This window comes from Ruegeria sp. R14_0 (assembly GCF_017743975.1).
In the GTDB taxonomy this organism is placed as follows: domain Bacteria; phylum Pseudomonadota; class Alphaproteobacteria; order Rhodobacterales; family Rhodobacteraceae; genus Ruegeria.
In genome coordinates this window covers 130,245-154,500 of the sequence record NZ_JAGHRC010000001.1, presented here as the reverse complement: position 1 = coordinate 154,500, position 24,256 = coordinate 130,245, and the positions used below count along the sequence as shown (strand labels likewise).

At 59.5% G+C, this 24,256-nt stretch carries 26 protein-coding genes; 6 read left to right on the top strand and 20 right to left on the bottom strand.

All coding sequences use genetic code 11. From position 1 onward, the window contains the following. Positions 1-24: 24 nt before the first annotated feature. The 10 genes from J7416_RS00735 to ybgC all read right to left on the bottom strand — a co-directional run bounded on the left by J7416_RS00735 (position 25) and on the right by ybgC (position 9,498). On the bottom strand, positions 25-600 hold the full coding sequence (locus J7416_RS00735; protein ID WP_209222166.1) for a sulfurase: 576 nt from the start codon (positions 598-600) through the stop codon (positions 25-27). A 108-nt stretch (positions 601-708) separates the two neighbouring features. Beyond that, entirely contained in the window at positions 709-2,625 is a 1,917-nt protein-coding gene (gene ftsH, locus J7416_RS00730; protein WP_209222163.1) for an ATP-dependent zinc metalloprotease FtsH, read from the bottom strand. A 76-nt stretch (positions 2,626-2,701) separates the two neighbouring features. Beyond that, entirely contained in the window at positions 2,702-3,955 is a 1,254-nt protein-coding gene (gene tilS / locus J7416_RS00725) for a tRNA lysidine(34) synthetase TilS (RefSeq protein WP_209222160.1), read from the bottom strand. Further along, positions 3,952-4,782 (bottom strand): tol-pal system protein YbgF, encoded by an 831-nt coding sequence (ybgF, locus tag J7416_RS00720; protein WP_209222158.1) that lies wholly within the window; start codon positions 4,780-4,782, stop codon positions 3,952-3,954. Before ybgF ends, tilS begins: the two co-directional genes overlap by 4 nt. Positions 4,783-4,786: 4 nt before the next feature. Further along, positions 4,787-5,290: a peptidoglycan-associated lipoprotein Pal gene (gene pal, locus J7416_RS00715; protein WP_209222155.1), complete on the bottom strand. Its 504-nt coding sequence runs from the start codon at positions 5,288-5,290 to the stop codon at positions 4,787-4,789. Between the two features lie 89 nt (positions 5,291-5,379). Next, positions 5,380-6,699 carry a Tol-Pal system beta propeller repeat protein TolB gene (gene tolB, locus J7416_RS00710; RefSeq protein ID WP_209222153.1) on the bottom strand — a complete coding sequence of 440 codons (1,320 nt, stop codon included), beginning with the start codon at positions 6,697-6,699 and terminating at the stop codon, positions 5,380-5,382. After that, on the bottom strand, positions 6,696-7,796 hold the full coding sequence (locus J7416_RS00705) for an energy transducer TonB (protein WP_209222152.1): 1,101 nt from the start codon (positions 7,794-7,796) through the stop codon (positions 6,696-6,698). Before J7416_RS00705 ends, tolB begins: the two co-directional genes overlap by 4 nt. A 9-nt stretch (positions 7,797-7,805) precedes the next feature. Beyond that, the gene (tolR, locus tag J7416_RS00700; RefSeq protein ID WP_209222151.1) at positions 7,806-8,282 is read right to left on the bottom strand and encodes a protein TolR; all 477 of its coding nucleotides are present in this window, start codon (positions 8,280-8,282) and stop codon (positions 7,806-7,808) included. 1 nt (position 8,283) lies between these two features. Then, entirely contained in the window at positions 8,284-8,979 is a 696-nt protein-coding gene (tolQ, locus tag J7416_RS00695) for a protein TolQ (protein ID WP_209222150.1), read from the bottom strand. 111 nt (positions 8,980-9,090) lie between these two features. Continuing rightward, positions 9,091-9,498 carry a tol-pal system-associated acyl-CoA thioesterase gene (gene ybgC / locus J7416_RS00690; protein WP_209222149.1) on the bottom strand — a complete coding sequence of 136 codons (408 nt, stop codon included), beginning with the start codon at positions 9,496-9,498 and terminating at the stop codon, positions 9,091-9,093. A 201-nt stretch (positions 9,499-9,699) separates the two neighbouring features. On the opposite strand from ybgC, the gene J7416_RS00685 reads away from it, so the two are divergent. After that, positions 9,700-11,406 carry a SulP family inorganic anion transporter gene (locus J7416_RS00685; protein ID WP_209222148.1) on the top strand — a complete coding sequence of 569 codons (1,707 nt, stop codon included), beginning with the start codon at positions 9,700-9,702 and terminating at the stop codon, positions 11,404-11,406. 11 nt (positions 11,407-11,417) lie between these two features. Here the strand turns inward: J7416_RS00685 and J7416_RS00680 are convergent, their stop codons facing one another. The 4 genes from J7416_RS00680 to ruvC form a co-directional block, all read right to left on the bottom strand. Continuing rightward, positions 11,418-12,041 (bottom strand): hypothetical protein, encoded by a 624-nt coding sequence (locus tag J7416_RS00680; protein ID WP_209223792.1) that lies wholly within the window; start codon positions 12,039-12,041, stop codon positions 11,418-11,420. Between the two features lie 63 nt (positions 12,042-12,104). Then, positions 12,105-13,124, bottom strand: a complete 1,020-nt coding sequence (gene ruvB / locus J7416_RS00675) for a Holliday junction branch migration DNA helicase RuvB (RefSeq protein ID WP_209222147.1) — start codon at positions 13,122-13,124, stop codon at positions 12,105-12,107. 4 nt (positions 13,125-13,128) lie between these two features. Further along, positions 13,129-13,806 carry a Holliday junction branch migration protein RuvA gene (gene ruvA, locus J7416_RS00670; protein ID WP_209222146.1) on the bottom strand — a complete coding sequence of 226 codons (678 nt, stop codon included), beginning with the start codon at positions 13,804-13,806 and terminating at the stop codon, positions 13,129-13,131. Then, complete coding sequence (gene ruvC, locus J7416_RS00665) at positions 13,803-14,300, bottom strand: crossover junction endodeoxyribonuclease RuvC (RefSeq protein WP_170326920.1); 498 nt, start codon at positions 14,298-14,300, stop codon at positions 13,803-13,805. Before ruvC ends, ruvA begins: the two co-directional genes overlap by 4 nt. Positions 14,301-14,632: 332 nt before the next feature. Between ruvC and J7416_RS00660 the strand changes: the two genes are divergently transcribed. Continuing rightward, positions 14,633-14,845, top strand: coding sequence for a DUF1127 domain-containing protein (locus tag J7416_RS00660; RefSeq protein ID WP_209222144.1), 213 nt, complete (start codon positions 14,633-14,635; stop codon positions 14,843-14,845). A gap of 106 nt (positions 14,846-14,951) precedes the next feature. On the opposite strand, the gene J7416_RS00655 is transcribed toward J7416_RS00660, so the two are convergent. The 4 genes from J7416_RS00655 to J7416_RS00640 all read right to left on the bottom strand — a co-directional run bounded on the left by J7416_RS00655 (position 14,952) and on the right by J7416_RS00640 (position 19,847). Further along, positions 14,952-15,296 carry a hypothetical protein gene (locus J7416_RS00655; RefSeq protein WP_209222142.1) on the bottom strand — a complete coding sequence of 115 codons (345 nt, stop codon included), beginning with the start codon at positions 15,294-15,296 and terminating at the stop codon, positions 14,952-14,954. A 103-nt stretch (positions 15,297-15,399) separates the two neighbouring features. Continuing rightward, entirely contained in the window at positions 15,400-16,272 is an 873-nt protein-coding gene (locus J7416_RS00650) for a 50S ribosomal protein L11 methyltransferase (RefSeq protein ID WP_209222140.1), read from the bottom strand. 66 nt (positions 16,273-16,338) lie between these two features. Next, positions 16,339-17,571, bottom strand: coding sequence for an MFS transporter (locus J7416_RS00645; protein ID WP_209222138.1), 1,233 nt, complete (start codon positions 17,569-17,571; stop codon positions 16,339-16,341). 80 nt (positions 17,572-17,651) lie between these two features. Beyond that, complete coding sequence (locus J7416_RS00640; protein ID WP_209222136.1) at positions 17,652-19,847, bottom strand: primosomal protein N'; 2,196 nt, start codon at positions 19,845-19,847, stop codon at positions 17,652-17,654. An 88-nt stretch (positions 19,848-19,935) separates the two neighbouring features. On the opposite strand from J7416_RS00640, the gene fsa reads away from it, so the two are divergent. The 4 genes from fsa to J7416_RS00620 all read left to right on the top strand — a co-directional run bounded on the left by fsa (position 19,936) and on the right by J7416_RS00620 (position 23,189). After that, on the top strand, positions 19,936-20,589 hold the full coding sequence (gene fsa, locus J7416_RS00635; protein WP_170404077.1) for a fructose-6-phosphate aldolase: 654 nt from the start codon (positions 19,936-19,938) through the stop codon (positions 20,587-20,589). Between the two features lie 194 nt (positions 20,590-20,783). Then, on the top strand, positions 20,784-21,491 hold the full coding sequence (locus J7416_RS00630; RefSeq protein WP_209222134.1) for a DUF484 family protein: 708 nt from the start codon (positions 20,784-20,786) through the stop codon (positions 21,489-21,491). After that, positions 21,488-22,408 (top strand): tyrosine recombinase XerC, encoded by a 921-nt coding sequence (locus tag J7416_RS00625; RefSeq protein ID WP_209222131.1) that lies wholly within the window; start codon positions 21,488-21,490, stop codon positions 22,406-22,408. Before J7416_RS00630 ends, J7416_RS00625 begins: the two co-directional genes overlap by 4 nt. 85 nt (positions 22,409-22,493) lie before the next feature. Continuing rightward, positions 22,494-23,189 (top strand): CDP-alcohol phosphatidyltransferase family protein, encoded by a 696-nt coding sequence (locus J7416_RS00620; protein WP_209222129.1) that lies wholly within the window; start codon positions 22,494-22,496, stop codon positions 23,187-23,189. Positions 23,190-23,192: 3 nt separating this feature from the next. Here J7416_RS00620 and J7416_RS00615 read toward each other — a convergent pair whose 3' ends face one another. Further along, on the bottom strand, positions 23,193-23,660 hold the full coding sequence (locus J7416_RS00615; protein WP_209222127.1) for a hypothetical protein: 468 nt from the start codon (positions 23,658-23,660) through the stop codon (positions 23,193-23,195). A gap of 76 nt (positions 23,661-23,736) precedes the next feature. Then, the gene (locus tag J7416_RS00610) at positions 23,737-24,192 is read right to left on the bottom strand and encodes a methylated-DNA--[protein]-cysteine S-methyltransferase (RefSeq protein ID WP_209222125.1); all 456 of its coding nucleotides are present in this window, start codon (positions 24,190-24,192) and stop codon (positions 23,737-23,739) included. Positions 24,193-24,256: the final 64 nt, after the last annotated feature.

Sequence of the window (24,256 nt, the reverse complement as noted above, 5' to 3'; positions counted from 1 at the left end):
TTTCAAATCGGAAACACTTGACATTTATGGGGCCCATGCTCGTTGATCCGGCACGAACAGAGTCATCCGGTCGCCCAATCGCAATTGTCCGGGGCGTTCCACCCACGCCGTTACACCCCTGCGTCCTTGCGCGGCGGGCTTGAACGCGGCTCCATACCCCGGTTGGTCTGCCTCGATCTCGCGGCCGGGAAGGACGCAAGGCCGGTTCTCCATATCCACTGTGATCGTGACGCCGTCACGAACCTGAAGGCGCGAGGACGGAGGAAGATGCGTGAAATCCGGGATGCCGCGCAGCAGGATGCTGACCCCCAGAAACGACGGGTCCAAGTGTTCCAGACCCATGTCTTTGGCTGTGGCGTCCATCTCTTCGACGGATAGGACCGACAATTGGCGCACGTTGCGGATTTCGGTGCCTTCCGGGTACAGGTTTCGGACCCTGACACAAGAGGCCCGGTTGAGCCCCTCGTGCCGCTCGCCCTTGTCCCCTGAAAAATCCAGATCCAGAGTATCGACCGCCCGGGCCCGGATCGTGTCGCCCGCGGGCACATGGCCCAGCCAAACAACTTCGCCCGTGAATTCCGTTTCTTGCAATACCGGCATTTGAAATCCCTTTCGACCGCGGCCCGTCAAAACCGTACTAAAAGTCAGACCCGCCAAAATGAAAAGCACAAAAGAAAAGACCCGGGACTGAGCCCGGGTCTGATTTGACTATGCCGAGGGTTCCGGCTCCATCCCGCCTTCCGGCGGGGTTTTCTTGACCTTGGTCTTGGGAATGGCCGTGACGCTGGGCGCGCTGCCCTCGTCGGGCTTGTCGCCTTCATCGTCGCCTTCGCTGGGCGATTCACCATTCATGACGCGCTTGATCTCATCTCCGGTCAGAGTTTCATATTCCAACAGGCCTTGGGCCAAACGCTCCCATTCCTCGTTCTTGTCGGTCAGGATTTTGTGTGCGCGCTCATAGCCTTGCTGGATTAGGCGCTTCACCTCTTCCTCGATCAGCTCTTTGGTGTGAGCTGAAACCGAGAAACCGGCGGTGTTGCCCTGATAGCCCTCATGAGCTTCGGCGTAGTCGATGTTACCGACCTTGTCCGACATGCCCCAGCGCATCACCATGGCGCGCGCCAGTTGGCTGGCTTGCATGATATCCCCTGCAGGGCCGTTCGAGACGTGGTCTTCACCGTATTTGATGACCTCAGCCGCTTTACCGGCCATGGTCATGGCCAGCTTCTGCTCGCACTCATCACGGTGATAGTTCAGGCGGTCCATTTCCGGCAGTGACACAACCATCCCCAGCGCACCGCCACGCGGAATGATCGTCGCCTTGTAGACCGGATCGCATAGCGGCAGTTCCAAACCGACTACAGCGTGGCCAGCTTCGTGATAGGCGGTCTTTTCCTTCTGATCCTGAGTCAGCACCATAGAGCGGCGCTCGGCCCCCATCATCACCTTGTCTTTGGCGTTCTCGAAATCTTCCATCGTGACAAAGCGACGACCCACACGGGCAGCCATCAACGCGGCCTCGTTCACAAGGTTCGCCAGGTCGGCACCCGAGAAGCCCGGCGTACCGCGCGCAATGATGCGCAGATCGACATCGGGGCCCAGAGGCGTCTTGCGCGCGTGTACGCCCAGAATCTTCTCACGCCCTTTGATGTCGGGGTTGCCGACGGTCACGTTCCGGTCAAAGCGACCCGGACGCAGCAGCGCGGGGTCCAGAACATCCTTACGGTTGGTAGCCGCCAGAATGATGACACCTTCGTTCGCCTCGAACCCGTCCATCTCGACCAGCAACTGGTTGAGCGTCTGTTCGCGTTCGTCGTTACCGCCGCCATAACCAGCGCCACGATGGCGACCCACGGCGTCGATCTCGTCGATGAACACAATACAAGGCGCGTTCTTCTTGGCCTGTTCGAACATGTCGCGCACACGGGATGCACCGACACCCACGAACATCTCAACGAAGTCGGAACCCGAGATGGTGAAGAATGGCACGCCCGCCTCACCCGCAATCGCGCGGGCCAGCAGTGTTTTACCAGTACCCGGAGGGCCAACCAGCAGAGCGCCTTTTGGGATTTTGCCGCCGAGGCGCGAGAATTTCTGCGGGTTGCGCAGGAATTCCACGATCTCTTCCAGCTCTTCCTTGGCTTCGTCGATTCCCGCCACGTCATCAAAGGTCACGCGGCCATGCTTTTCGGTCAGCATCTTGGCCTTGGACTTGCCGAAGCCCATCGCGCCGCCTTTGCCGCCGCCCTGCATCCGGTTCATGAAGTAGACCCAAACGCCGATCAGCAGCAGGAAGGGCAGAAGCGTGATCAGGAACGACTGAAAACCCGACTGCTGCTGTTTCTCGGCGCGAACAGGAATATTCTCGTCAATCAGCAGTTTGGTGACTTCTGCGTCGCCGGGTTTGATGGTGACATAGCTGGCACCACTTTGCGTGGTATAGCGAATTTGTTCGCCATCCAGCGTCACATTCTTGACTTCGCCGCCTTCAACAGCGGTGACAAAATCGGAATAGGTTCTTTCATTGCTCTGAAGCGTTCCGCCTGGTCCGCTGAACAAATTGAACAGTGCAAGGATCAGCAGAAACAGAACGACCCAGAAGGCGATGTTACGAGCGTTGCCCAAGGAAATTCTCCCAAAAGATTTCGGCAGATGGGGGTCTGCCGGGTTGCTCTTTAAAATAGAGAGGATTCAAGCAGGTTCAATGCGATAAAAAAGAAGAGTGGAACTGAGGCCAGTCTGGGGCCAATTCTGCCCGCCATCCGTTGGAAAAACCGGCATTTGGGGCCGCAATCAGCGTTTCACCAACCCAAACAGCAGGTGAGGCCAGCAAAACCTGACGTGGTTGACCCAGATTTCGCCAGTCTGGCACCTGCGGCAAACCCTCTTCGCCAAGTGGTCGGACTTGTGCATCAGCGACCAACGGCCCGGTCACGATCCAACGTTCGTCCCACAACTGACCCGCGCGCGCGATTTTGCCTTGGACGGCGTTTAGCTCTCTGCAAATCCACATCTTATTGCCGTGAGGCACCAGCAGACAGCCACCGATTGAGGTTGCCGTCCCCTCATCCACAGACCGCAAGGCGCGCTCGATCGCGCTCTGACGGGGCGGATACCCCTGCCCTGCGATCCACGCGATGCTGCCGACCAACAGCCTGCGCTTGATTTCCTGAGGCAGTATTTGAAAGGCGGCACGATCCAAGCAGACGTTTCCAGCAACAGTTTTTGCCATCTTGCGGGCGGATTCCTGCGCAAAGACCTCCAAAGCTTCGCGCGCTTGGGTCAGGTTTTCTGCTACACGTGCCAATGAACTTGCCGTGATCCCAAGGTCCTGAAGGCCCGAAAGCGCCTCACGTGCCTTGATCCGGTCGAACCGAATATCGTGATTCGAGGGGTCTTCGATCCACTCTACCCCCCGTTCCGTCAAATACGCGCGCAAGTCTTGTCGGGTCAGGCCAAGCATGGGTCTAAGAAGTACCACCCCGCCCTTTAATCGTTTCGTCGGCATACCGGATAGCCCCGTAACGCCAGCGGCGCGGCCCAGCCGCATCAGAAACGTTTCGGCCTGATCATCGGCAGTGTGGCCAAGCGCAACCGCAGTGATCCCATGGCCGTGGGCCCAATCCGTCAACAAACGATACCGCGCCTGCCGCGCCTGGTCCTGAAGGTTGCCCCCGCCATCCCAACCCGTCCAAACCAGCGTGTCGTGCGGAATGCCCATACGCTGGGCAAATGTACGAACGTGTTCCGCTTCGTCTGCTGCTTCGGGACGCAGACCATGATCGACCGTTGCGGCGAACAGGGTAACCTGTTCGTTGGCGGTGATCTCGTTCAGCAGCAATAGCAACGCGACTGAGTCACCGCCGCCTGAGATGGCGACGCCCAATCGCGCCGGTAGGGTTTTGGGTAAGCACGCCCGAATCTTGGCGCGCAGTCTTTCCGCCTGTTCGGTCAAGAACAGCCCAGGCTTGCCATTTCCTGCGTGGCATTTGTCGCCGAAGCCGAACCCGGGAACCGCACACCAACCTCGCTTAGAGTGATACAGGCCTGATCGGTTTGTCCCAGACGGCCGAGGGCCGAGCCCAATTCGAACAGTGCCTCGGGCGCAAATGTGCCTTCAGAATCGCCGGTAAAGCTGGCGAGGAACGCCCGCGCAGCCTCACGCGTATCACCCAGCCCCACCAGCGCCTGCCCGCGTTTGAGGTTGGCTTCCGGGGCCAGCGGGCTGCCGGGATAAGAAGTTTCGAACGTTGCGAACTGTTCGGCCGCGGCCTGAAAATTGCCATCCGCCAAGGCCTGCGACGCGGTGTCAAAATCGGCTCTTTCACCGACGGCCAGTTCACCTTGTTCGATCTGCGCAGGTTCTGCCGGTGCAATCGTCGCTGGCGCAGCCGCCGCGATGTCGCTGTCGCCGCCAAGGGTCGAAGTTTCGCCCAAAGTGCTGAGATCGCCACCCTCCAACTCGACCAGCCGGAACTCAAGGTCGCCGATGCGATTGGTCCCGTCGGTGACGATGTTCTGCACCCGTTGGTTCAACTGTTCGGTCTGACGGGTCAGGCGCTGCAGCTCGGCTTCGATGGCGTCGACACGCTCCAGGACGGAACTGCCCGCCAGATTGGGGGCTGGCGAACCGGTGGTCGAAAACTCACGCTTGAGACGTTGAATCTCAACGTGCAGAACCGTCAGTTCCTGACGAATATCCGCCAGCGTTTGCTGATCCTGTGCATTTGCTACGCCAGCGGTCGCCACGACCGCTGCCAGAATCCATCCTGCAACGCGCATCATATTACCCCAAAGTTGAACCGGTCAGCACCGTCACCGCGCGACGGTTTTTGGAATAGCATTCCTCGGTGCTGCAAATCTCGATCGGGCGTTCCTTACCATAGCTGACGGTGGTCAGTCGGTTGCCCGCAACACCACGCGAAATCAGAAACTCCCGCGCTGCATTCGCCCGCTTGGCCCCAAGGCCGAGGTTGTATTCGCGGGTGCCCTGCTCGTCGGCGTGGCCTTCGATGGTTGCCACGAAATCCGGGTTGGCCAGCAGCCAATCCGCCTGTCCCTGCAGAACCGTCTGAGCTTGCGGGCTGAGGGTCGACTGATCCACCGCAAACAACACGCGGTCACCGACGGTTTGCTGGAAATACGCGGGCGATCGCGGATCGCTGGGCGAACCCGGCACGATCGAGCCGTTTCCGCCCGCGCCGCCGCCCAGCGCCGACGGATCATTGTTGGTGCAGGCGGCCATTACGCCCAGCGCGCCCAATGCTATGACTTTGCCCAATACATTCATTTCAGGTGCCTCGTGGTTTTATCGCTTTATTGCCGTCTTCGTTATCACAGTGCAGGAAAATTGTGAACTTTTCCAACCCCCTGCCCCGATCAATTCTGCAGCGGCCCCCAGGATGGGTCACTGCCGCCGTCCGGCGTCCGCACCGGGCGTAGGTTACGACCCGAGATATCAACCGAATACAGTGTTGCCCGACCGCTTGCCCCCTGCGTTTCGCGGGTGAACATGATAACGCGCCCGTTGGGTGACCAGGTCGGCCCTTCATCCAGGAAGGACGAGGTCAGCAGGCGTTCCTCGCTGCCATCGGTGCGCATAACGCCGATATGGAACCGGCCTTTGTTCTGCTTGGTGAACGCGATCAGATCGCCGCGCGGGGACCAGACCGGTGTGCCATAGCGGCCTGCGCCAAAGCTGATCCGCGTCGCCTCACCCCCGTTCGCGGGCATGATATACAGCTGCGGCGTGCCCGAGCGGTCACTTTCGAACACGATCTGCGAACCGTCCGGCGAATAGCTGGGGGCGGTTTCGATCGCGGGTGTGTTTGTAAGGCGTACGCTTTGACCTGAGGCCAGATCCATCTTCCACAGGTCTGTATTGCCGCCTTCAATCAACGAATAGACGATTGATCGACCATCCGGCGAAAAGCGCGGCGAAAAGCTCATGGTGCCGCCCTGCGTATTCAATTCGGTCCGCCGCACGCGGTCGACGTCCAGAACATAGATCCGCGGCTGGCCGGTCTCGTAACTGGTATAAAGCAAGCGATCACCGGTCGGCGAAAAACGCGGAGCCAGAACAATGGCCGAGCTGTCGGTCAGGTACTGAACATTCGCGCCGTCATAATCCATGATCGCCAGACGTTTCTGACGCTGATCCTTGGGACCGCTTTCCGAAACGAATGCAACGCGGCTGTCGAAATACCCGCCTTCGCCCGTCACCCGGCTATAGACCTGATCGGCCACTTTATGCGCCATGCGCCGCCAACCTTCGGTCGTGCCGGAAAACTGCAGACCATTGCCCAGCTCCTGCCCTGAGAATACGTCCCAGACCCGAAACTGAACAGTCAGCCGCTTGCCAGAAACGCTCACGGCCCCGGTCACCAGAGCCTCGGCATTGATGGCTTTCCAGTCTGCAAACTGCACAGGAGCGTCAAAGCTGCTGACCCGGCTGATAAATGCATCCGACGAGATTTCGCGGAACAATCCGGTGCCGGTCAGATCCGCTGCGATTACGCGTGAGATGTCATTGGCGTATTGCGTTGCTGCCTGACCGTTGGGCACGAAGTTCGGCACCGCAAACGGCAAGGGCTCGATGATCCCCTGATCCAGTTCCAGACGCAACGGTCCGTTTTGGGCGTGCACCGGCGCTGCCAGTAGGGTCAGGCCAAGCAACAGGCTGGTCAGAAGTCTCATCATTTGATCCGCATCCTCTCGGGATTGAATGTAATCTCAATATCCCGCCATTGATCGTATTTGTCAGTAGGCAGGGTGTATCCTTTGGCCCCACAGCGCAAAATCGCTCGCCGTGCGGCCTCATAGGCCTGGTTGGCCGACGTTGCAGTCCCACCGGAACTGTCGAGCATACGCAGGCTGCCGCCAATTACTTTGCCGTCGGGGGTCAGCGAGAAGCCAACCACCACAACCGTTTGCAAGGCGTCAGTGGACAATGATCCGACGTTCCAGCACTTGGACACGGCCAGCCGCATGGCGTCCTTTTCGCCTGCGGTCAGAGGTGGGCCGGACGGCTCATTGCCCTGCGCCAGAGCTTCGGTCAGCGCATCTTCAATAGCAGCCTCATTGTTGGATTCGGGCTGCGTCGGCGTCGGCTCTTCCACCTCGGCCACTTCGGGCTCTGCTGGTGGTGTCGGTCGGCTCGGGCGCACTGGCGGGCGAGGAGAACTGCGCGGTGCGTATTCCTTGGTCTCTTCCGCCTCGGTCACGATTTCATCGGTGGCCTCTTCCGGCGCGGTCTGGTCCTGCTGCTCTTGTTGGGTCTCGGCCCCCTCATCCAGCGATACGGCCGGAGTTTCGATGTCGTCCGGTGCAGCCTCTGGCGGTGGCGGCGCGACAGGTTCAGGCGCGACCTTATCTGCAGGGCGCGGCTGCGCCTCGGGACCTGGCGGCACGGGCAGGAGGGTGGCTTCGGGTTCAGGCGCCTCTAATTCAGGGGGCTGTTCGATCTCAATCGGTTCAGGCGGCGGGGCCAACGGCTCAGGCTGAAGCTCTGGCTCTGGCTCGGTTGGTTCAGAAATCTCGGGGGTCGGTTGCTCGTCCTCGACCGGATCGGGCGCAGGGACGTCTTCGGCAGGCGCTTCAGGTTGCTGCAGGGCTGCAGGCGTCGGCACTTCGGGGGCTTCACGCCGTGCGGTCATTGCCGCAAACTGCTCGGCCGAAATGACCGAGACATCCTGAACAGGCATAGGCAAGGGTTCGGACCGGAAGGTTCCGCCAAACAGAGCCCAGGAAATCAAACTGACATGGGCTATTGCTGAGATCTTGGTGCCGGTATCCACCGCGCGGCCTCACTCTCCACCTTCGTCCAGCGCGGGGCCGCCGGTATCGGTCACAAGCCCCACATTGGAAAACCCACCCGCATTCAGCGCGCCCATAACCTGCATCACCTGCGCGTAGGGGATCGCACCATCGGCCCGCAGGAACACGCGGTCACTACTCCGCTCTGACGCAATGGCACGCAATTTACCAATCAACTCTTCGCGCGCCACGTCCGTCGTCTGGATTTGAACCCGTCCATCCGCGGTCATTGTCACTGTCAGTGGCTCTTCGTTATCGCCTGGCAACGCACTTGCAGCGGTCTTGGGCAGATCCACCGGCACACCAACAGTCAGCAACGGCGCAGCCACCATAAAGATGATCAGCAACACCAGCATAACATCCACAAACGGCGTCACGTTGATTTCGGCCATGGGCTGCGCCCGACCGCGGCGACGCCCGCGCCTGCGTCCGTTTCCGCCTCCATTCTGCTGAACCGCCGCGCCCATTTTAGCCGTCCAACTGGCGTGACAGGATGGTGGCGAATTCGTCGGCAAAAGCCTCATAGCCGCCAACGATCCGGTCACTGTCCGCGCTGAGCTTATTGTAGAAAATCACCGCCGGGATCGCGGCCAACAGGCCCAGACCCGTGGCCAGCAGAGCTTCGGCAATACCGGGTGCCACAACAGCCAGGTTGGTGTTCTGCTGCTCGGCAATCTCTATAAAGGCGTTCATGATACCCCAGACGGTACCGAACAACCCGATAAACGGCGCGGTCGAGCCGACAGTGGCCAGAATAGACAGACCTTTTTGCAGCCCCTCAGCCTCTTTCGCGATTGCCACATCCATCGAGCGGTCAATCCGCGCTGTCGCCCCAGCGATCAGCCCACCATCTGTGCGATGAGAGCGGCGCCACTCGATCATACCGGCCGCAAAGATCTTTTCCGAACTGCCATCAGGTTGAGCGCCCATTTGTTCGAACAGCTCATCCAGCGGGTTGCCGGACCAGAAAGACTCATCAAACACCTGTGCCTCGCGGCGGGCGGCGCGGTAATTGATCAGCTTCTGAATGATAATCGCCCAGGACCAGATGGATGCGCCAATCAGCATCAACATCACCAGTTTGACGATAAAGGTCGCGCGGGCATACAGCCCCCACATGGAGAAATCGATCTCCTGCGCCAGCGCCAGCGTTTCAGCTTCCATGAACCTGCTCTTTGTTTTTTGCCTGAGGGCCGTTTATTTGGCCTTGTTTTGCCAAACGCTAACGCAGTTGGTCACGAAAAGCCAACATAACCACCCCAGACCCACAAATTGTTACATCAATGCGCGAATCTCTGCCGGAAGGCGCACCGGTCTGCCCTCTTGGTTCATGCAGACGGCGGTCACCGAAGCACGGAAAACCTCGGTCTCTCCACGTTTGACCAGCTGCCCCATTGTCAGCCGCACGCCCGAAATGGACGACACCCAGGATTCAACGATCAGCTCGTCATCGAATTTTGCTGGCGTCAGATACTCGGCCTCAATCCTTCGGATGACCCAAACGATCCCACCATCGCGCATGGCATTCTGATCATTGCCCAGACCGCGCACATAGTCGGACCGCGCGCGTTCGATGTATTTCAGGTAGTTCGCGTGATAGACCACCCCACCCATATCCGTGTCTTCGTAATAGACCCGGATCGGAAAGATGTGCTTGTGGGGCGCGTCCGCGGTGCTGGCCATTGTCTCGGGTCCGGTCTTTCATTTGAGCGCCTTCAGATCCGGCGCTTGGCAAGTCCTTCTGACAAACAGATGCCTTGTTGGCGTCGGTCCTGCAATCCCTTCGCGGGGGCATTTTGCATGACCCCGGCTGTTAAGTGTCGAATTTCAACGATTTGCCGTCTAGTCTTTCCGACAACCCGCGTGAATCCGACAGGAGTTTCAATGGCTAAGCCACAAAAGGAAGAAAGGAAGCGCCCGTTTCCGCTCCTTCAAGGCGTTCTGCCATTCAACCGAGCGGTTTTTCCCGCCGAGGTTCTGGCGGGTCTTACCTTTGCCTGCCTCGCGATCCCCGAAGTCATGGGATACACGAAGATCGCAGGTACGCCGGTTGTGACGGGCCTGTACACGATCCTGATCCCCATGGCCCTGTTCGCCCTGTTCGGATCGTCCCGGCATCTGGTGGTGGGTGCGGATTCCGCCACAGCGGCGATCACCGCTTCGGCCCTCGCTGGGATGGCGGTGTCGGGATCGTCCGAGTATCTGGCGCTGGCATCCCTGTTGGCGCTGATGGCAGCGGTCCTGCTGCTTGCTGCGCGGGTCATCGGGCTTGGGTTTCTGGCAGATTTCCTGTCGCGGACCGTACTAGTGGGGTTTCTGACAGGTGTCGGAATTCAGGTCGCGACCGGAGAAATCCCCGGCCTGCTCGGCATCCAAAGCGATGGGCACGGAACAATTGCCAAGCTGCAGGCAACACTTCAAAACATCGGCCAGACCAGTTGGCCTACGCTGGGCGTGTCACTGGCGGTCCTTTTGGTGGTGGTCGGGTGCAGAAGGCTATCACCAAAACTCCCAGGCCCCCTGTTTGCCATACTGGGTGTTATCCTGTGCAGCTGGGCCTTTGCGTTCAGCGCGTCCGGCATCGCGGTTCTGGGCCCAGTTCCCAGCGGCTTGCCCGCCCTGTCGATCCCCGATGTTGATTGGAGTTGGAATTTATTCAAACAATTGCTGCCAACAGCGTTATCGATCTTTGTCGTGATCCTGGCCCAAAGCGCTGCAACCTCGCGCGCATACGCAGCCCGATATGATGAGAAGTTCAGCGAGAATACCGACCTCGTTGGGTTGGGTCTGGCCAATCTTGGCGCTGCATTCTCTGGCACCTTTGTTGTCAATGGCAGCCCGACAAAAACCGAGATGGTGGCCAGCGCAGGCGGGCGCAGCCAGATCGCCCAGCTGACAACCGTCGCGATTGTACTGGTGGTCATTCTGTTCCTGACAGGTCCCTTAGCCTATCTGCCAAACGCGGCCTTGTCGGCGGTCGTCTTCCTGATCGGTCTGAAGCTGATCGACCTGAAGGGCCTGACCGCCATCTACAAACAGGCGCGGTCCGAATTCTGGATCGCTGTGGCCACGGCAGCTGTTGTCGTTTTTGTCGGCGTCGAACAAGGCATCATCTTTGCCATGGTCCTGTCCCTGATCGACCACACGCGCCGTGGATACCGCCCAAAAAACGCAGTGATCGTCAAAACTGCAGATGGCGGTTGGCGCTCCAAGCCAGTTCCAAGCCCGAACCAGTTCGAACCCGGCCTTGTGATCTATCGCTTTTCACACAGCCTGTACTACGCCAACACGCAGCGACTTTCGGATGAGATCGCAGAACTTACGAAAGACCAAGAGACCCCGGTTCAGTGGTTCTGCATCGAGGCAACGGCCATTGATGATGTCGATTTCACCGCCGGTTATACGCTGCGCAACGTTCTGAAAATGCTGCAGGACAAGAACATCAAGCTGGTCTTCCTAATGGTCGAGCCGCATGTGCGGTCAGAGCTGGACAGGTACGGGGTGACTGGCTTGGTCGGCCCAGACGCCTTCTTCCACACCGGCGAAGACTTGCTGGACGCATACAAACGCAGCACCTCGTCCAGATCGTGAACGTACCTGGATCACTGCGTCTGCTGCAGGCGGGCAAACAAGCGCAGCGCATGCGCCGGATCCTGCGCAGAGCCCGGCAATACCGGATCATAGGCGGCACGGATCAGCCCGGCAATGTCCGGACGCAGTATGGTCGAGTCTCCCGCAACCGCCAACGGCGACTGCGTACGAAACGCCGTGTCTGACCACAACAGAATGGTCTGCACGACCTGACTAAGCGCCAGCGTCTCGGCCGGGACCTTCGACAGCTCTTTGTCCATCCGCAGGAACACAAAGGCCGCCCGGATCGCGCCATCCTCTTCGAACCGGAATACGCGGTACTGATTGGCATCCGCAGCGATTAGCCGATCAACCAGCGGACCAAGATCGGGGATGAGCCGGTCCAGATCGGGGACCTCAAGCAGTTCTTTCCAATCCCTGAAGAAAAACACCATGCAGTTCGCACCCAGTTCCGGGTCCGTTTCCGCCATCTTGTGATCTGCCAAGCTTACAACAGCCTCGAATGCACCTTTGACGGTCGCAAGCGTCTCATCTTTGACGCCAAAGACGATCGGCACGATTGGCCGCCCCCAACGGGCAAACAGGAACTCACCGCTGTCGCGGGTGAACAGGGCCTGAATCTCGTCCGGTGTCACGCGCAGTCCTTCATCTTTTTCCAAATACTCTCGCCGAAGGCGTAAAATCTTCGGCGCGCGTCTTCAACCAAACAGATCGCTTTGCCCCTTTGGCGCGGCGATACCCAAATGCGTCCACGCCTTTTGCGCCAGCATCCGACCGCGCGGAGTACGCTGAATCAGACCTTGCTGCAGCAAATAGGGCTCGATCACTTCTTCCAGCGAGTCGCGGCTTTCCGACAAGGCCGCCGACAACGTTTCGATCCCGACCGGACCACCGGCATAGTTTTCGGCAATCAGCTTCAAATACCGACGGTCGGCACCATCAAGGCCCAGATTGTCGACACCCAGCCGGGTCAACGCCCCATCCGCCAATTCGCGCGTGATCCGCCCGTCGCCTTCGACGATTGCAAAATCCACTACCCGGCGCAGCAACCGGCCCGCGATCCGCGGCGTCCCTCGGGACCGACGCGCGATTTCGCGCGCGCCTTCGTCATCCGCGGGCGCGCCCAATTTGCGGGCGTTGCGGGTGACGATCTCATGCAGCTCGTCCACCGTATAGAACTGCAGCCGGGTCGGAATGCCGAACCGGTCGCGCAACGGCGTCGTCAGCAGGCCCATCCGGGTCGTGGCCCCGACCAGCGTAAACGGCTGCAGTTCAATCCGCACCGTCCGCGCCGCCGGACCTTCGCCAATCACGAGGTCCAGCTCAAAATCCTCCATCGCCGGATACAGCACTTCTTCCACGGCAGGATTCAACCGATGAATTTCGTCGATGAACAACACGTCGCGCGATTCCAGATTGGTCAGGATCGCGGCCAGATCGCCAGCCTTGGCCAATACCGGTCCCGAGGTCATACGGAAGTTGACACCCAGCTCGCGCGCCATGATCTGTGCCAGCGTCGTCTTCCCCAACCCCGGAGGGCCGTGGAACAGCGTATGGTCCATCGCCTCGCCGCGCTGGCGCGCGGACTGGATAAAGATGCGCAGATTGGCCCGCGCTTCGGCCTGACCAATGAACTCGTCCAGACCCTGCGGGCGCAAAGCGCGATCATTGTCCTCGGGCATGGGTTCGGGGCGCAGGGTGGGATCAGCGTCGACCATTCATCTACCCTTTCGGAGCCAGCAGCTTGAGCGCGGCTCGGATCAGTTCCGCCTCACCCGCATCCGGCAGGCTGGCGGCCGCTTCAGCCACGGCCGAGGCCGCCTCGGACGGGCCATATCCCAAATTGCCCAAGGCCGACAATGCCCCAGCCGAGGCCGCAGCAGAGCCAGAGGCAGGTTTGACCACGCGTTTGGGTGCAGGCGCAGGTTCAGTCAACTCTACAACTTCCAGCTCAGGGCCGTCTGTCGCTTCGGTCACGGTGCCACCCATGGCCATGACCCCCGGCGCTTTGTCCTTGAGGTCCAGCACGATCCGCTGTGCGGTCTTTGGACCGACGCCTTTGGCAGCTTTGACCGCGCCCCAGTCCCCCAAAGCAATCGCGCGGCTGACCCCATCCGGTCCCAGCGCCGACAAAATGGCCAGAGAAACCTTGGCCCCTACCCCTTGAACCGAACACAGCAAACGGTGCCATTCCTTCTCGACCAGCGAAAGAAACCCGTAGAGCTGCATCAGATCTTCGCGCACGACCATGTCGGTGTAGATCGAGACCCCCTCACCCACGCCCGGCAATGCAGCCATGGTCCGGTCCGAGCAGTAAACGATGTAGCCAACCCCGCGCACGTCGATCAGTACGTGATCCGCCGCGCGATAATCCAACCGTCCGGTAAGTTTCCCAATCATGCCCGCACCTCTTTCATGCGAGCTTGTGGTGCCGCACCGTAATAAGAATGGCAGATGGCAATTGCCAATGCATCTGCCGCATCTGCTCCCTTGGGCTGGCAGCCCGGCAGTTGCAGTTTGACCATATGAAGAACCTGCTCTTTCTCGGCATGCCCAACACCCACCACCGTCTTTTTGACGCGGTTGGGTGCGTACTCTCCCACCGGCAGCCCTGCCTGCGCCAATGTCAGCAACGCCACGCCGCGCGCCTGGCCCAACTTCAACGTTCCTGCGCCGTCCTTGTTCACAAAGGTCTGTTCGATGGCGGCCTGATCGGGCTGATGTTCGGCAATGACCTCGACAATCTGGTTATGAAGCGACAGCAAACGTTCGCCCAAATCATCACCATCAGACTTGCATAACCCGTTGGCAACGTGGCTCAGGCGGCTGCCATGCGATTCGATGACGCCCCACCCCAGGGTCCTAAGCCCCGGATCAATGCCCAAAATCCGCATAATTTGCCTCGGCCTGCTCGGGTTTTTGTGATCTTTATTTCGGATTAGCACGAAGCGTGAACATTTTCCAAGCGAATTGCGGCACAGCCCAAAAACGACAGACCTGTTTCAGGGGCGACAGATCGGCCTGTTTGCGACAGCGAAAAGTCTGAAATCGACACCTTTCATGGAGCGAAAATGGTCAATAAATTAAGGGACTTTCATGATTTTCGAGCTCTGCAAAAATTGCATAGGACAGTTGCAATTTCCGCTCTTGCATAGCCGATTTGGCAGCACTAGATGCCGCTCAGATCAGACGATCAAACGTAACTTAAACCAGAAGGAAACAGGATATGGCTGCACTGGACACTACCCGCACCACCACTGGCTCATTCGGCCTCGTTGGCCGTATCGGCGCAACATTCGCATCGGCCGTCAACGCCGCAATCGAGTGGAATGACGCCCGCGTCACGCGCAACGCGCTGAGCGGTCTGACAGACCGCGAACTGGAAGACATCGGAATGTGCCGTGGCGATATTGACGTCGTGGCCGAAGGTCGTCGCTAAGGTTTAGCACACCCCACCACTCATATGCCCCTTATCTCCCTCGGGGGGCGAAACAGAACGCCGCGCAAGTTTCATGCGCGGCGTTTCTGATTCATTAGGCTAGTTGTCAGGGAAGAAGCTTGCTCAGTTGCTCGGAAAGCAGCTGCGACACCGGGTCAATCTGCATGACCCAGGCACCAGCCTTTTCAACCGATGTGCCTTCGGCCAGAGCGTCAACCCGGTACTGATAGCCGGATGGGCCCAGGCTGGTCAGCAGGAACGTCTTGAACGCAAACAAGCCAAGCAGGCACATCACCAGCACTTTGGCGGGCAAGGCAGATTTCACCCGCTGCGGTTTCATCACCACCAAACCGTCCCTGCGCATGGTCGCGCGGTATCCACGGCTTAGCTTGGCGTGCTTTTTGTTCAGACGATGAACGCGCTGATCAAATTCTAATTGTTTTCCCGTCATGGCAGCCTCCACAAACCGCCCCCGATTCCACGTTAAGACGGTAAAAACAGAATGCGACAAAAACGAGGCAAAATGCCAGAAAGCTCCTGCAAATGGCCCAGATTTAGCCCTGTTTGCTTAATATTAGCGTCGTCCATTCACCAATTTGGTTGGTTTCATCAAGATTGAACCCGTTTTGCAAATAAACGGAAACCACGTCATCGGCCTGTTCGTTAAGGATTCCCGACAGAATGGCGTACCCACCGACTCGCAGATTCGCGGCGATTTCCGGGGACAAAGCAACCAGCGGACCTTTGAGGATGTTGGCAAAAATCAGGTCATAGGGCGCAGCGGCCGCAAGTTCGGGATGGTCAAATCCTGCCGCCTCAACACATCGGACCTGGCCGGCCATTCCGTTGGCCTTCAGGTTGGCTTCGGCCACATCAACTGCCACTTGGTCGATATCGCTGGCGATGATTTCGCCGTCCCAGACCCGCGCGGCTGCCATGGCCAGAACAGCCGTCCCACAGCCGATATCGGCCACTTTGCTGGCTGTGAATCCCTGGTTCAGCAGATGATCCAACGCCTTCAGGCAACCCAATGTGGTGCCATGGTGGCCGGTACCAAAGGCCATCGCAGCCTCGATCAGCAGCGGAATGCGCCCTTCAGGCAGCTTGTCGGCATCGTGGCTGCCGTAGACAAAGAACCGTCCGGCCTCGACGGGGGCCAATTCGCGGCGCACATGGGCAACCCAATCAGTTTCGGGCAGCTCCGAGACCACAAACGGTTTCGCCTCGAACGCGGCGGCCAAAACGGCCAGCGCGGTCTCGTCCGGGGTTTCCGTGAAATAGCCGCCGACCTCCCACAGGCCCGAGCCATCTTCGACTTCAAACACACCAACCCCTGTGGGTTCCGGCTCAAGACGCTCCATCGCTTCGCCCAGCCCTTCGGCGGCTTTCTTACCGGTCAGAGTGGTCAGCGCGGTGAATGTGGGCATGGGGGCCTCCTGTATCAGTTGACACAGCGCCTATGGCGATGGCCCGCCAAGGTCAAGTATCGGCGCTTATTCGGCGGGCGCAGGCGCGTACTTGGTCAGGATGGTCTCATTCCCGGGCTCGGGATGCCGCGGGATCAACAGCGACAGCAGCAACGAAACCATCGCCATTGCAGCGGCCAAGGCAAAGACCGCACCGGGCGAGACGACCCAAAGCAGGCCAAGAAGAGCGGGCAAGAACACAGCGGCAATGTGGTTGATGGTGAAAGCGACCGCCGCAGTTGGTGCAATGTCAGCCGGGTCCGCGATTTTTTGGAAGTATGTCTTCAGCGCCAACGCCAAAGCGAACAGAACATGGTCGATCACATACAGGATCGCAGCCAGGACCACGCCCCAACCAAACCAATAAATCCCGCCATAGGCTGCAAAGACAATCGCCAGACCGGCATATTCGAAGATCAGGGTCCGACGCTCTCCGAACACGGCCACCGCTTTGCCCAACATTGGGGCCGCGGCCATGTTTATCACGAGGTTGATCAAATAGAGACTTGTCAGCTCATGTACTTCAAAGCCGAATTTCTCGACCATCATGAAGCCCGCGAAAACGACGAAGATCTGCCTGCGTGCCCCAGCCATGAACTGCAGCGCGTAATACAGCCAGTAGCGTTTGCGCAGCACCAGCTTTTTGGTTTGCGGCGTTGGTGCGTCAAATTGCGGGTAAGCCAGCAGGCAAAACAGCGCCAACAGCGCCGTTACGCCGCCCGCGGCCATGAAAACAGTGTTGTAGGACAGATCGAACCGGTCCCATGTCAGAACGATCAGGCCATAGACCACTGCCGTCGCAGCCGAGCCCATGGCCACCAGCCATCCCAAAACTTGGGGCGCGCGATCCTTGGGCAACCATTGCAATTGAAGCGACTGGTTCACCGTTTCGTAGTAGTGGAACCCGATCGAGCTGAAGAGCGTAACGAAAAGCAATCCGCCAAGACTGGGAAACCATGCGGTCACTGCCGTTGCGACCCCCAGCATCATCAGCGAAATCATCGCCAGCACCTGTTCGCGCACGAATATGATCACTGCGATCACACCGATGGCCAGGAAACCGGGAATTTCCCGTACCGTATGTAGTAGGCCAATGTCGGCCCCGTCGAAATTCGCCACCTCAATGACAAAGTTGTTCAGCAATGCACTCCAACCGTTGAACGCAATGGGCATGGTCAGCGCCATCATGAACAAGAGGGTCACAGGGCGGCGCCAGAACGGAAGGCTCTGCGCCTCGGATAGGGGCATTGGTTTCAGCATGGGTCTCCCTCTACGCCCATTTTCTGATTTTGGCGAGAGGGAAGAAGCGGGCGCACAGTCAACCTGCGTTGATGCAGAGGTCAGTAAAAGCTCTGTGGGTCGATATCCACAGTCAGACGCAAATCACCCTTTAAGCGCAGCGGTGCGATCCAGCGCGCAATTGCGTCTTGAATCGGTGCTCCTTTCGGGGCTTTGACCAGCAGTCGCACGCGGTGCCTACCCCGAATACGCGCGATGGGGGCAGGGGCTGGCCCGAAGACCTGCGCGCCGACCTCGCGCAGGGGCGCATCGTTGCGGGCCATGGCGTTGCCGAGGTCGAAAACAGGCCCAACCTCAGGCCCGGACAGGACGATCCCCGCCATACGCCCATAAGGCGGAACACCTGCGGCCTGCCGTCCGGCGGCTTCGGCCTTCCAGAAACCCTCTTCATCGCCCGACAGGATCGCGCGGATCACCGGATGTTCTGGCTGAAAGGTCTGCAACAGTGCCTGCCCCGGTTTGTCCGCCCGCCCCGCACGGCCTGCCACCTGCCGCATCAGTTGGAACGTCCGCTCGGCCGCGCGCAGATCGGCCCCATGCAGGCTCAGGTCAGCGTCGATTACCCCAACCAGAGTCAGTTTGGGAAAGTTGTGCCCTTTGGCGACCAGTTGCGTTCCGATGATGATGTCGGCATCGCCTTCGGCGATCTCTTCGATCTTGGCCTTGAGCGCCCGCGCCGAGCCGAACAAGTCTGAGCTGAGCATCGCGATCTTGGCCTCAGGGAAAGTCGCCTCAGCCTCTTCAGCCAACCGTTCGATCCCCGGGCCAACCGGGGCCAACTTGCCCTCGACACCGCAGGATGGGCAGGCCTCGGGCATCGGTTTGGTTTCCCCGCATTGATGGCACATCAGGCGTTTCAGAAACCGATGTTCGACCATCCGCGCGTCGCAATGGTCACAGGCGATCTGTTCCCCGCAGGCCCGGCACAAGGTCACCGGCGCATAGCCGCGGCGGTTGATGAACAGCAGTGACTGCTCGCCCCTCTCAATCCGTTGCCAAACCGCTTGCCGCAGGGACGGCGAAATCCAGGTTCCCGGTTGCATCTGTTCAGCGCGCATGTCGATCGGCTTCATGTCCGGCAGCACTGCCGTGCCAAAGCGCGAGGTCAGATCAACCCGCTCGTACTTGCCAGCCTCGGCATTGGCCCAACTTTCCAAAGACGGCGTTGCACTGGCCAGAATCACCCGTGCGCCACAAATGGCCGAGCGCAAAACCGCCATGTCGCGCGCGCTGTAATGCACCCCGTCTTCCTGTTTGTAAGAGGTGTCGTGTTCTTCATCGACCACCACCAGGCCGAGATCGCGAAACGGCAAGAAGAGCGCTGACCGCGCGCCAACCACCAACTGCGCATCCCCCTGCCCGACCATCCGCCAGACCCGACGGCGTTCGGTCATGGTCGCACCCGAGTGCCACTCGGCCGGGCGCGCGCCAAACCGCGCCTCGACCCGAGTCAGGAATTCAGCGGTCAGAGCAATCTCGGGCAGCAGAACCAAAGCCTGACGCCCCATGCGCAGGGCTTCGGCCACAGCCTCAAGATAAACCTCTGTCTTACCCGAACCGGTCACACCCTTCAGCAGCGTCGTACCATAGTCACCGGTACGCTGCCCTGCCTGCAGTCGCGCCACGGCGGCAGCCTGATCCTCGGTCAGGTCTTTTCCCGGCAGGTCAGGGTCAAGATGCGGATAGGGCAGATCGCGTGGGCTGTCTTCCTCGCGCACTGCGCCCTGCTTGACCAAGCCTTTAACAACGGACGAGGTTACGCCAGCCTGCTCGGCCAGTTCCTTCAGCGTGAACGCCAATCCACCGTAGTCGCGCAAAACTTCCAGCACGCGGGTTCGCGCATCGGTCATCCGTTCTGGCTGCGCCTCACCCAGACGATAAATCTTGCGCATGGACGGCGGATCACCCAAACCCGGCGCGCGGGTCGCCAAGCGCAACATCGCGGGCATCGGCGTCAGCGTATAATCAGCCACCTTCCCCAGAAACACGCGCATCTCTTCGCGCATGGGCGCGACCTCCAGCACCCGGATCACCGACCGAGCCTTACTCAGATCGAACCCGCCTTGCCCCGGCCCCCAAACCACGCCCAAAACCTTGCGCGGTCCCAGCGGCACCTCGACAAACGCGCCCAGAAAGCACCCACCCTCGGGCGCTTTGTAGTCCAGCGTCCGGTCCAGCGGCTGCGTTGTCAGCACCGCTACCAGCTCGCCTTGGTCAAAAAATCCGTTAGCGCTCACGGCATATCCTTCGCGGGGGGTTCCAGCATGGGTCTCTTTGAGGTAAAGCCATCCGCGACCAAGGCCAACCCATCAAAGGACTGCCCTCATGAAATTCTTCGTAGACACAGCCGAGATCGACGCCATCGCCGAACTGAACGATCTGGGCATGGTGGACGGCGTAACCACCAACCCCTCGCTGATCCTGAAATCGGGTCGTGACATTCTGGAAGTGACCAAGGAAATCTGTGATCTGGTCGACGGTCCCGTTTCAGCCGAGGTTGTCGCCACCGAGGCCGACGACATGATCGCCGAAGGCCGCAAGCTGGCCAAGATCGCGCCGAACATCGCCGTCAAAGTTCCGCTGACCTGGGCCGGTTTGAAAACCTGCAAAACCCTCAGCGACGAAGGCCAGATGGTCAATGTCACGCTTTGCTTCTCGACCAATCAGGCCATTCTGGCCGCCAAAGCGGGCGCGACTTTCATCTCGCCCTTCATCGGTCGCCTGGACGACATCAACCTCGACGGTATGGATCTCATCGCCGACATCCGTCAGGTCTATGACAACTACGGGTTCGAAACGGAAATTCTGGCCGCCTCCATCCGTTCGGTGAACCACGTCACCGACAGCGCCCGCATTGGTGCAGACGTGATCACCGCACCGCCCGCCGTGATCAAAAAACTGGCCGACCACCCTCTGACCGACAAGGGCCTGGAAACGTTCCTGGCCGACTGGGCCAAGACCGGTCAGAAAATCCTCTGATGCAATCCGCAGCCGCGCGGCACCGATAGGTGCCGCGCCCGGCCCAACCGCCAAGCCCTGATCTGTGATCAGGGTTTTGCAGGCGGGAGCCGCTGGCCACACCCCGAATGAAATCCAGCTTTTGTGCATTTTTTCCAAGGAAAAGACTGCAACTCGTGTTATAAGCCCCTCAACAAAAAAAGACCGGACGGGACATGAGCAGCAACACCAAACTCAAGGACAATTTGCGCGCCGCGATTCTGGCCGAACCGGACGCTGTGCTGGACGACAAGGATCTGATGCAAGCCCTTGTTACGGCGAATGAACAGGCGCGTGGGGACAATGTAATCGACCTGCGCGGCATCGCCATGCAGCGGCTCGAGCAACGGCTGGACAGACTGGAAGACACACACAGGTCGGTCATCGCAGCAGCCTACGAAAACCTTGCAGGTACCAATCAGGTGCATCGCGCCATCATCCGACTATTGGAGCCAGCCGATTTCGAGGAATTCCTGCGCACGCTCGGTACGGACGTGGCCGAGGTCCTGCGCGTGGATCAAATCACTCTGGTGCTGGAATCCACCGCAACGCAAGAAGACCCGCCGATCGACACGCTGGATGGCGTCCTGTCCGTGGTCGAGCCCGGCTTTGTGGACAACTACCTGACATTCGATCGCAGCGGTCCGGCGCGCGACGTCGTATTGCGCGAGATATTGCACCCGACGCACCGCATCTTTGGCCCGAACGCCGAACACCTGCGGTCCGAGGCCTGCCTGAGACTGGATCTGGGCGATGGTCGACTGCCCGGTATGATCGTGATGAGCGCCAAAGACCGCAATCATTTTTCACCGCAACTGGGTACAGATCTTCTGTCCTTCTTTGCCGGGGTCTTCGAACGCTCGATGCGCCACTGGTTGTCGTGAGCCTGATCTCACCCGCCTGCCGCGACGCGTTACAGCATTGGCTGGACAGTCTGAGCGCGCTAGCGGGCCGATCGGAAAACACGCAGACCGCCTATCGCGGCGATGTCACCGAGTTTTTGTCATTCATGACGCTGCACCACAGCGAACGGCAGGGCCTGGCCGCTCTGGCGCGCATTTCTGTGTCCGACATGCGTGCCTGGATGGCAGACCAACGCAGTTCAGGTGTCGGTGCGCGGTCGCTGGCGCGCAAGCTGTCGGCGGTCAAAAGCTTCTACCGCTGGCTGGCCGAGCGTGAAGGGTTCGAGCCTACCGCCGTTCTGTCCACACGGGCACCGAAGTTTACCAAGAAACTGCCCCGTCCACTGGCCGAAGACGCCGCGCGCGCCGTGATCGACACTGTCGAACTGCAGTCAGCCAATGACTGGGTCGCGGCGCGCGACGTTGCCGTCGTCACGCTTTTGTATGGCTGCGGTTTGCGCATCTCTGAGGCGTTGTCTTTGACCGGGGCAGACGTCCCAATGCCTGAAAGTCTGCGCATTGTCGGCAAGGGTGGAAAAGAACGGATCGTCCCGGTGCTTCCGGCTGCGCGTGCTGCCGTGGATCGATACTTGCAGCTTTGTCCGCATCCGAAGGCGCACGATATGGCATTGTTCCGTGGTGTGCGTGGCGGTGCCCTCAACCCACGTGCGATCCAAGGCGTGATGGCCAAGGCACGCATGCAGCTGGGTCTGCCCGCAACCGCAACTCCGCATGCCATGCGGCACAGCTTTGCCACCCATCTTCTGTCCGCTGGCGGCGACCTTCGCGCCATTCAGGAACTGTTAGGCCATGCCTCGCTGTCCACAACGCAAGCCTACACGGCCGTTGATACGGCCCGATTGATGGAAGTCTACAACCGCGCCCACCCCAAAGCCTGACCCCGAACCACACAGTTACGTCAGGGTTTTTCGCTCACCGGGCTTTTAGTTTGCATCTGCAGCGCGCATCGTCCAAGAGACACCAATGACACTTAGACTCAAAGCCCTTTCCGTACATCTGTTTACTGCCACCGGTGCCGTTTTCGCGATGTTGGCCATGCTGGCCGCCGTCGAAGAGAAGTGGAGCCTGATGTATCTGTGGCTTGTGATCTCGTTCATCGTGGATGGTATCGATGGCCCCCTTGCGCGCCACTATCACGTAAAAAAGAACGCGCCGGAATTCGACGGCGTATTGCTGGACCTGATCATTGACTATCTGACCTATGTGTTCATCCCGGCCTTTGCCCTGTTCAAATCAGGTTTGATGGACGGCTGGACCGGGTGGTTTGCCATCATCGTGATCACCTTCGCCAGCGCCATGTACTTTGCCGACACGCGGATGAAGACCAAGGACAACTCATTCTCGGGCTTTCCGGGCTGCTGGAATATGTTTGTCATCGTCGTCTTCGCGCTCGAACTGAACTTCTGGGTGATCCTGATGCTGGTTTCGCTGCTTTCGCTGGCGATGTTCCTGCCGCTCAAGTTCATTCACCCGGTTCGCACGGAACGCTGGCGCAGCGTCTCGCTGCCCATGGCATTCGCCTGGACCTTCTTTGCCGGTTGGGCTGCCTGGGTCGACTTCCACCCCGAAAGCTGGGCGCATTGGGGACTGGTTGTTACCAGCTTGTATCTGGCACTGGCCGGAATTGCACAGCAGATTGTACCGCCGCGCAAAGGCTGAGACTTACAGGATTTCCTGCACCTCAAACTCGGTGCCGTTGTGTGTGAACACATCTCCTTCCTGCAGGCCCGCCATGGCCAGGTAGATCGGGCTTTGGGTCGAGATACCCATAAAGGTCTTGCCATCAACCTCGAACCGGGTCGTGGAAACGCACACGACGAAACGGCGGTTATTGAACTTGACCACAGCGCCCGGCTGCACCCGGTCTGTCAAACCGAAATCGGTGTTTTCGATCACGTCGATCTTTGCGTGATGGGCGTGAACCGGCGCGTCAAAAGCCGCCGCCAGATCGGCGTTCTCGCGCGAGGCGGCGATATCGTCCTTGTCATGGCCTTCGCGGTCATCCAGCTGCGAGTCCTTCAGAAATGCATCGTAATGCGCCTGCGCAGTCGCCAGTTCCTGTTCTTCCAGCGACATCAGACGGTCAATGATGGCCTTTTTGCGGGCGGCCGGGTCAGTGTTGGCAGTCATGCAATGCGGTCCTTCAAATTCAGTAACTGATATAGGTTGGGCCTCAATCAGCGGGATTGCAACCGGTTTTCGAGGTTCAGATCAGCAGCCCAGCCGCGCGTTCATGGCGCAACAGGGCCACTTTGGTCTCGACCCCACCCTCGCCCGAGAACCCGCCAAGCCCATTGGCGGACAGCACCCGATGGCAGGGAATGATCACGGGAATGGGGTTCGCGCCGCAGGCCTGCCCCACCGGCTGCGGAGGCTGACCCAGCTCTTTTGCGATGTCTCCATACGTTCGGGTTTCGCCCAACGGAATGGCGTACATCAGGTCACAGACCTGTCTCTGAAATTCTGAGCCGTCAACTTGGTAAGGCAGGTCGAACGCATCCAACCGCCCCTGATCATAGGCGGTCAACTGGGCGGCAGCCTCTTGCAACAGCGGCGTGGTTGGGCCTTCGTTACGGCCATTCCAGACAAGGCGCGTGATGGCCCCGTCGGTTTCTTCAACCCCAAGGCGGCCAAACTGAGTTTCAACGGCAATCATCGACATGAAAGCAGCGTTTCAGATCGACGACCGGCACGCAAGCTTGGAACGAAAAACCCCCGACCAATCT

What these genes read in the sequence shown, in the direction of transcription:
- J7416_RS00735 (WP_209222166.1), bottom strand. Translation starts at nt 600, where the DNA reads ATGCCGGTATTGCAAGAAACGGAATTCACGGGCGAAGTTGTTTGGCTG.
- ybgF (WP_209222158.1), bottom strand. Translation starts at nt 4,782, where the DNA reads ATGCGCGTTGCAGGATGGATTCTGGCAGCGGTCGTGGCGACCGCTGGC.
- pal (WP_209222155.1), bottom strand. Translation starts at nt 5,290, where the DNA reads ATGAATGTATTGGGCAAAGTCATAGCATTGGGCGCGCTGGGCGTAATG.
- tolB (WP_209222153.1), bottom strand. Translation starts at nt 6,699, where the DNA reads ATGATGAGACTTCTGACCAGCCTGTTGCTTGGCCTGACCCTACTGGCA.
- tolR (WP_209222151.1), bottom strand. Translation starts at nt 8,282, where the DNA reads ATGGGCGCGGCGGTTCAGCAGAATGGAGGCGGAAACGGACGCAGGCGC.
- tolQ (WP_209222150.1), bottom strand. Translation starts at nt 8,979, where the DNA reads ATGGAAGCTGAAACGCTGGCGCTGGCGCAGGAGATCGATTTCTCCATG.
- ybgC (WP_209222149.1), bottom strand. Translation starts at nt 9,498, where the DNA reads ATGGCCAGCACCGCGGACGCGCCCCACAAGCACATCTTTCCGATCCGG.
- J7416_RS00685 (WP_209222148.1), top strand. Translation starts at nt 9,700, where the DNA reads ATGGCTAAGCCACAAAAGGAAGAAAGGAAGCGCCCGTTTCCGCTCCTT.
- ruvB (WP_209222147.1), bottom strand. Translation starts at nt 13,124, where the DNA reads ATGGTCGACGCTGATCCCACCCTGCGCCCCGAACCCATGCCCGAGGAC.
- ruvA (WP_209222146.1), bottom strand. Translation starts at nt 13,806, where the DNA reads ATGATTGGGAAACTTACCGGACGGTTGGATTATCGCGCGGCGGATCAC.
- ruvC (WP_170326920.1), bottom strand. Translation starts at nt 14,300, where the DNA reads ATGCGGATTTTGGGCATTGATCCGGGGCTTAGGACCCTGGGGTGGGGC.
- J7416_RS00660 (WP_209222144.1), top strand. Translation starts at nt 14,633, where the DNA reads ATGGCTGCACTGGACACTACCCGCACCACCACTGGCTCATTCGGCCTC.
- J7416_RS00655 (WP_209222142.1), bottom strand. Translation starts at nt 15,296, where the DNA reads ATGACGGGAAAACAATTAGAATTTGATCAGCGCGTTCATCGTCTGAAC.
- J7416_RS00650 (WP_209222140.1), bottom strand. Translation starts at nt 16,272, where the DNA reads ATGCCCACATTCACCGCGCTGACCACTCTGACCGGTAAGAAAGCCGCC.
- J7416_RS00645 (WP_209222138.1), bottom strand. Translation starts at nt 17,571, where the DNA reads ATGCTGAAACCAATGCCCCTATCCGAGGCGCAGAGCCTTCCGTTCTGG.
- fsa (WP_170404077.1), top strand. Translation starts at nt 19,936, where the DNA reads ATGAAATTCTTCGTAGACACAGCCGAGATCGACGCCATCGCCGAACTG.
- J7416_RS00630 (WP_209222134.1), top strand. Translation starts at nt 20,784, where the DNA reads ATGAGCAGCAACACCAAACTCAAGGACAATTTGCGCGCCGCGATTCTG.
- J7416_RS00620 (WP_209222129.1), top strand. Translation starts at nt 22,494, where the DNA reads ATGACACTTAGACTCAAAGCCCTTTCCGTACATCTGTTTACTGCCACC.
- J7416_RS00615 (WP_209222127.1), bottom strand. Translation starts at nt 23,660, where the DNA reads ATGACTGCCAACACTGACCCGGCCGCCCGCAAAAAGGCCATCATTGAC.
- J7416_RS00610 (WP_209222125.1), bottom strand. Translation starts at nt 24,192, where the DNA reads ATGTCGATGATTGCCGTTGAAACTCAGTTTGGCCGCCTTGGGGTTGAA.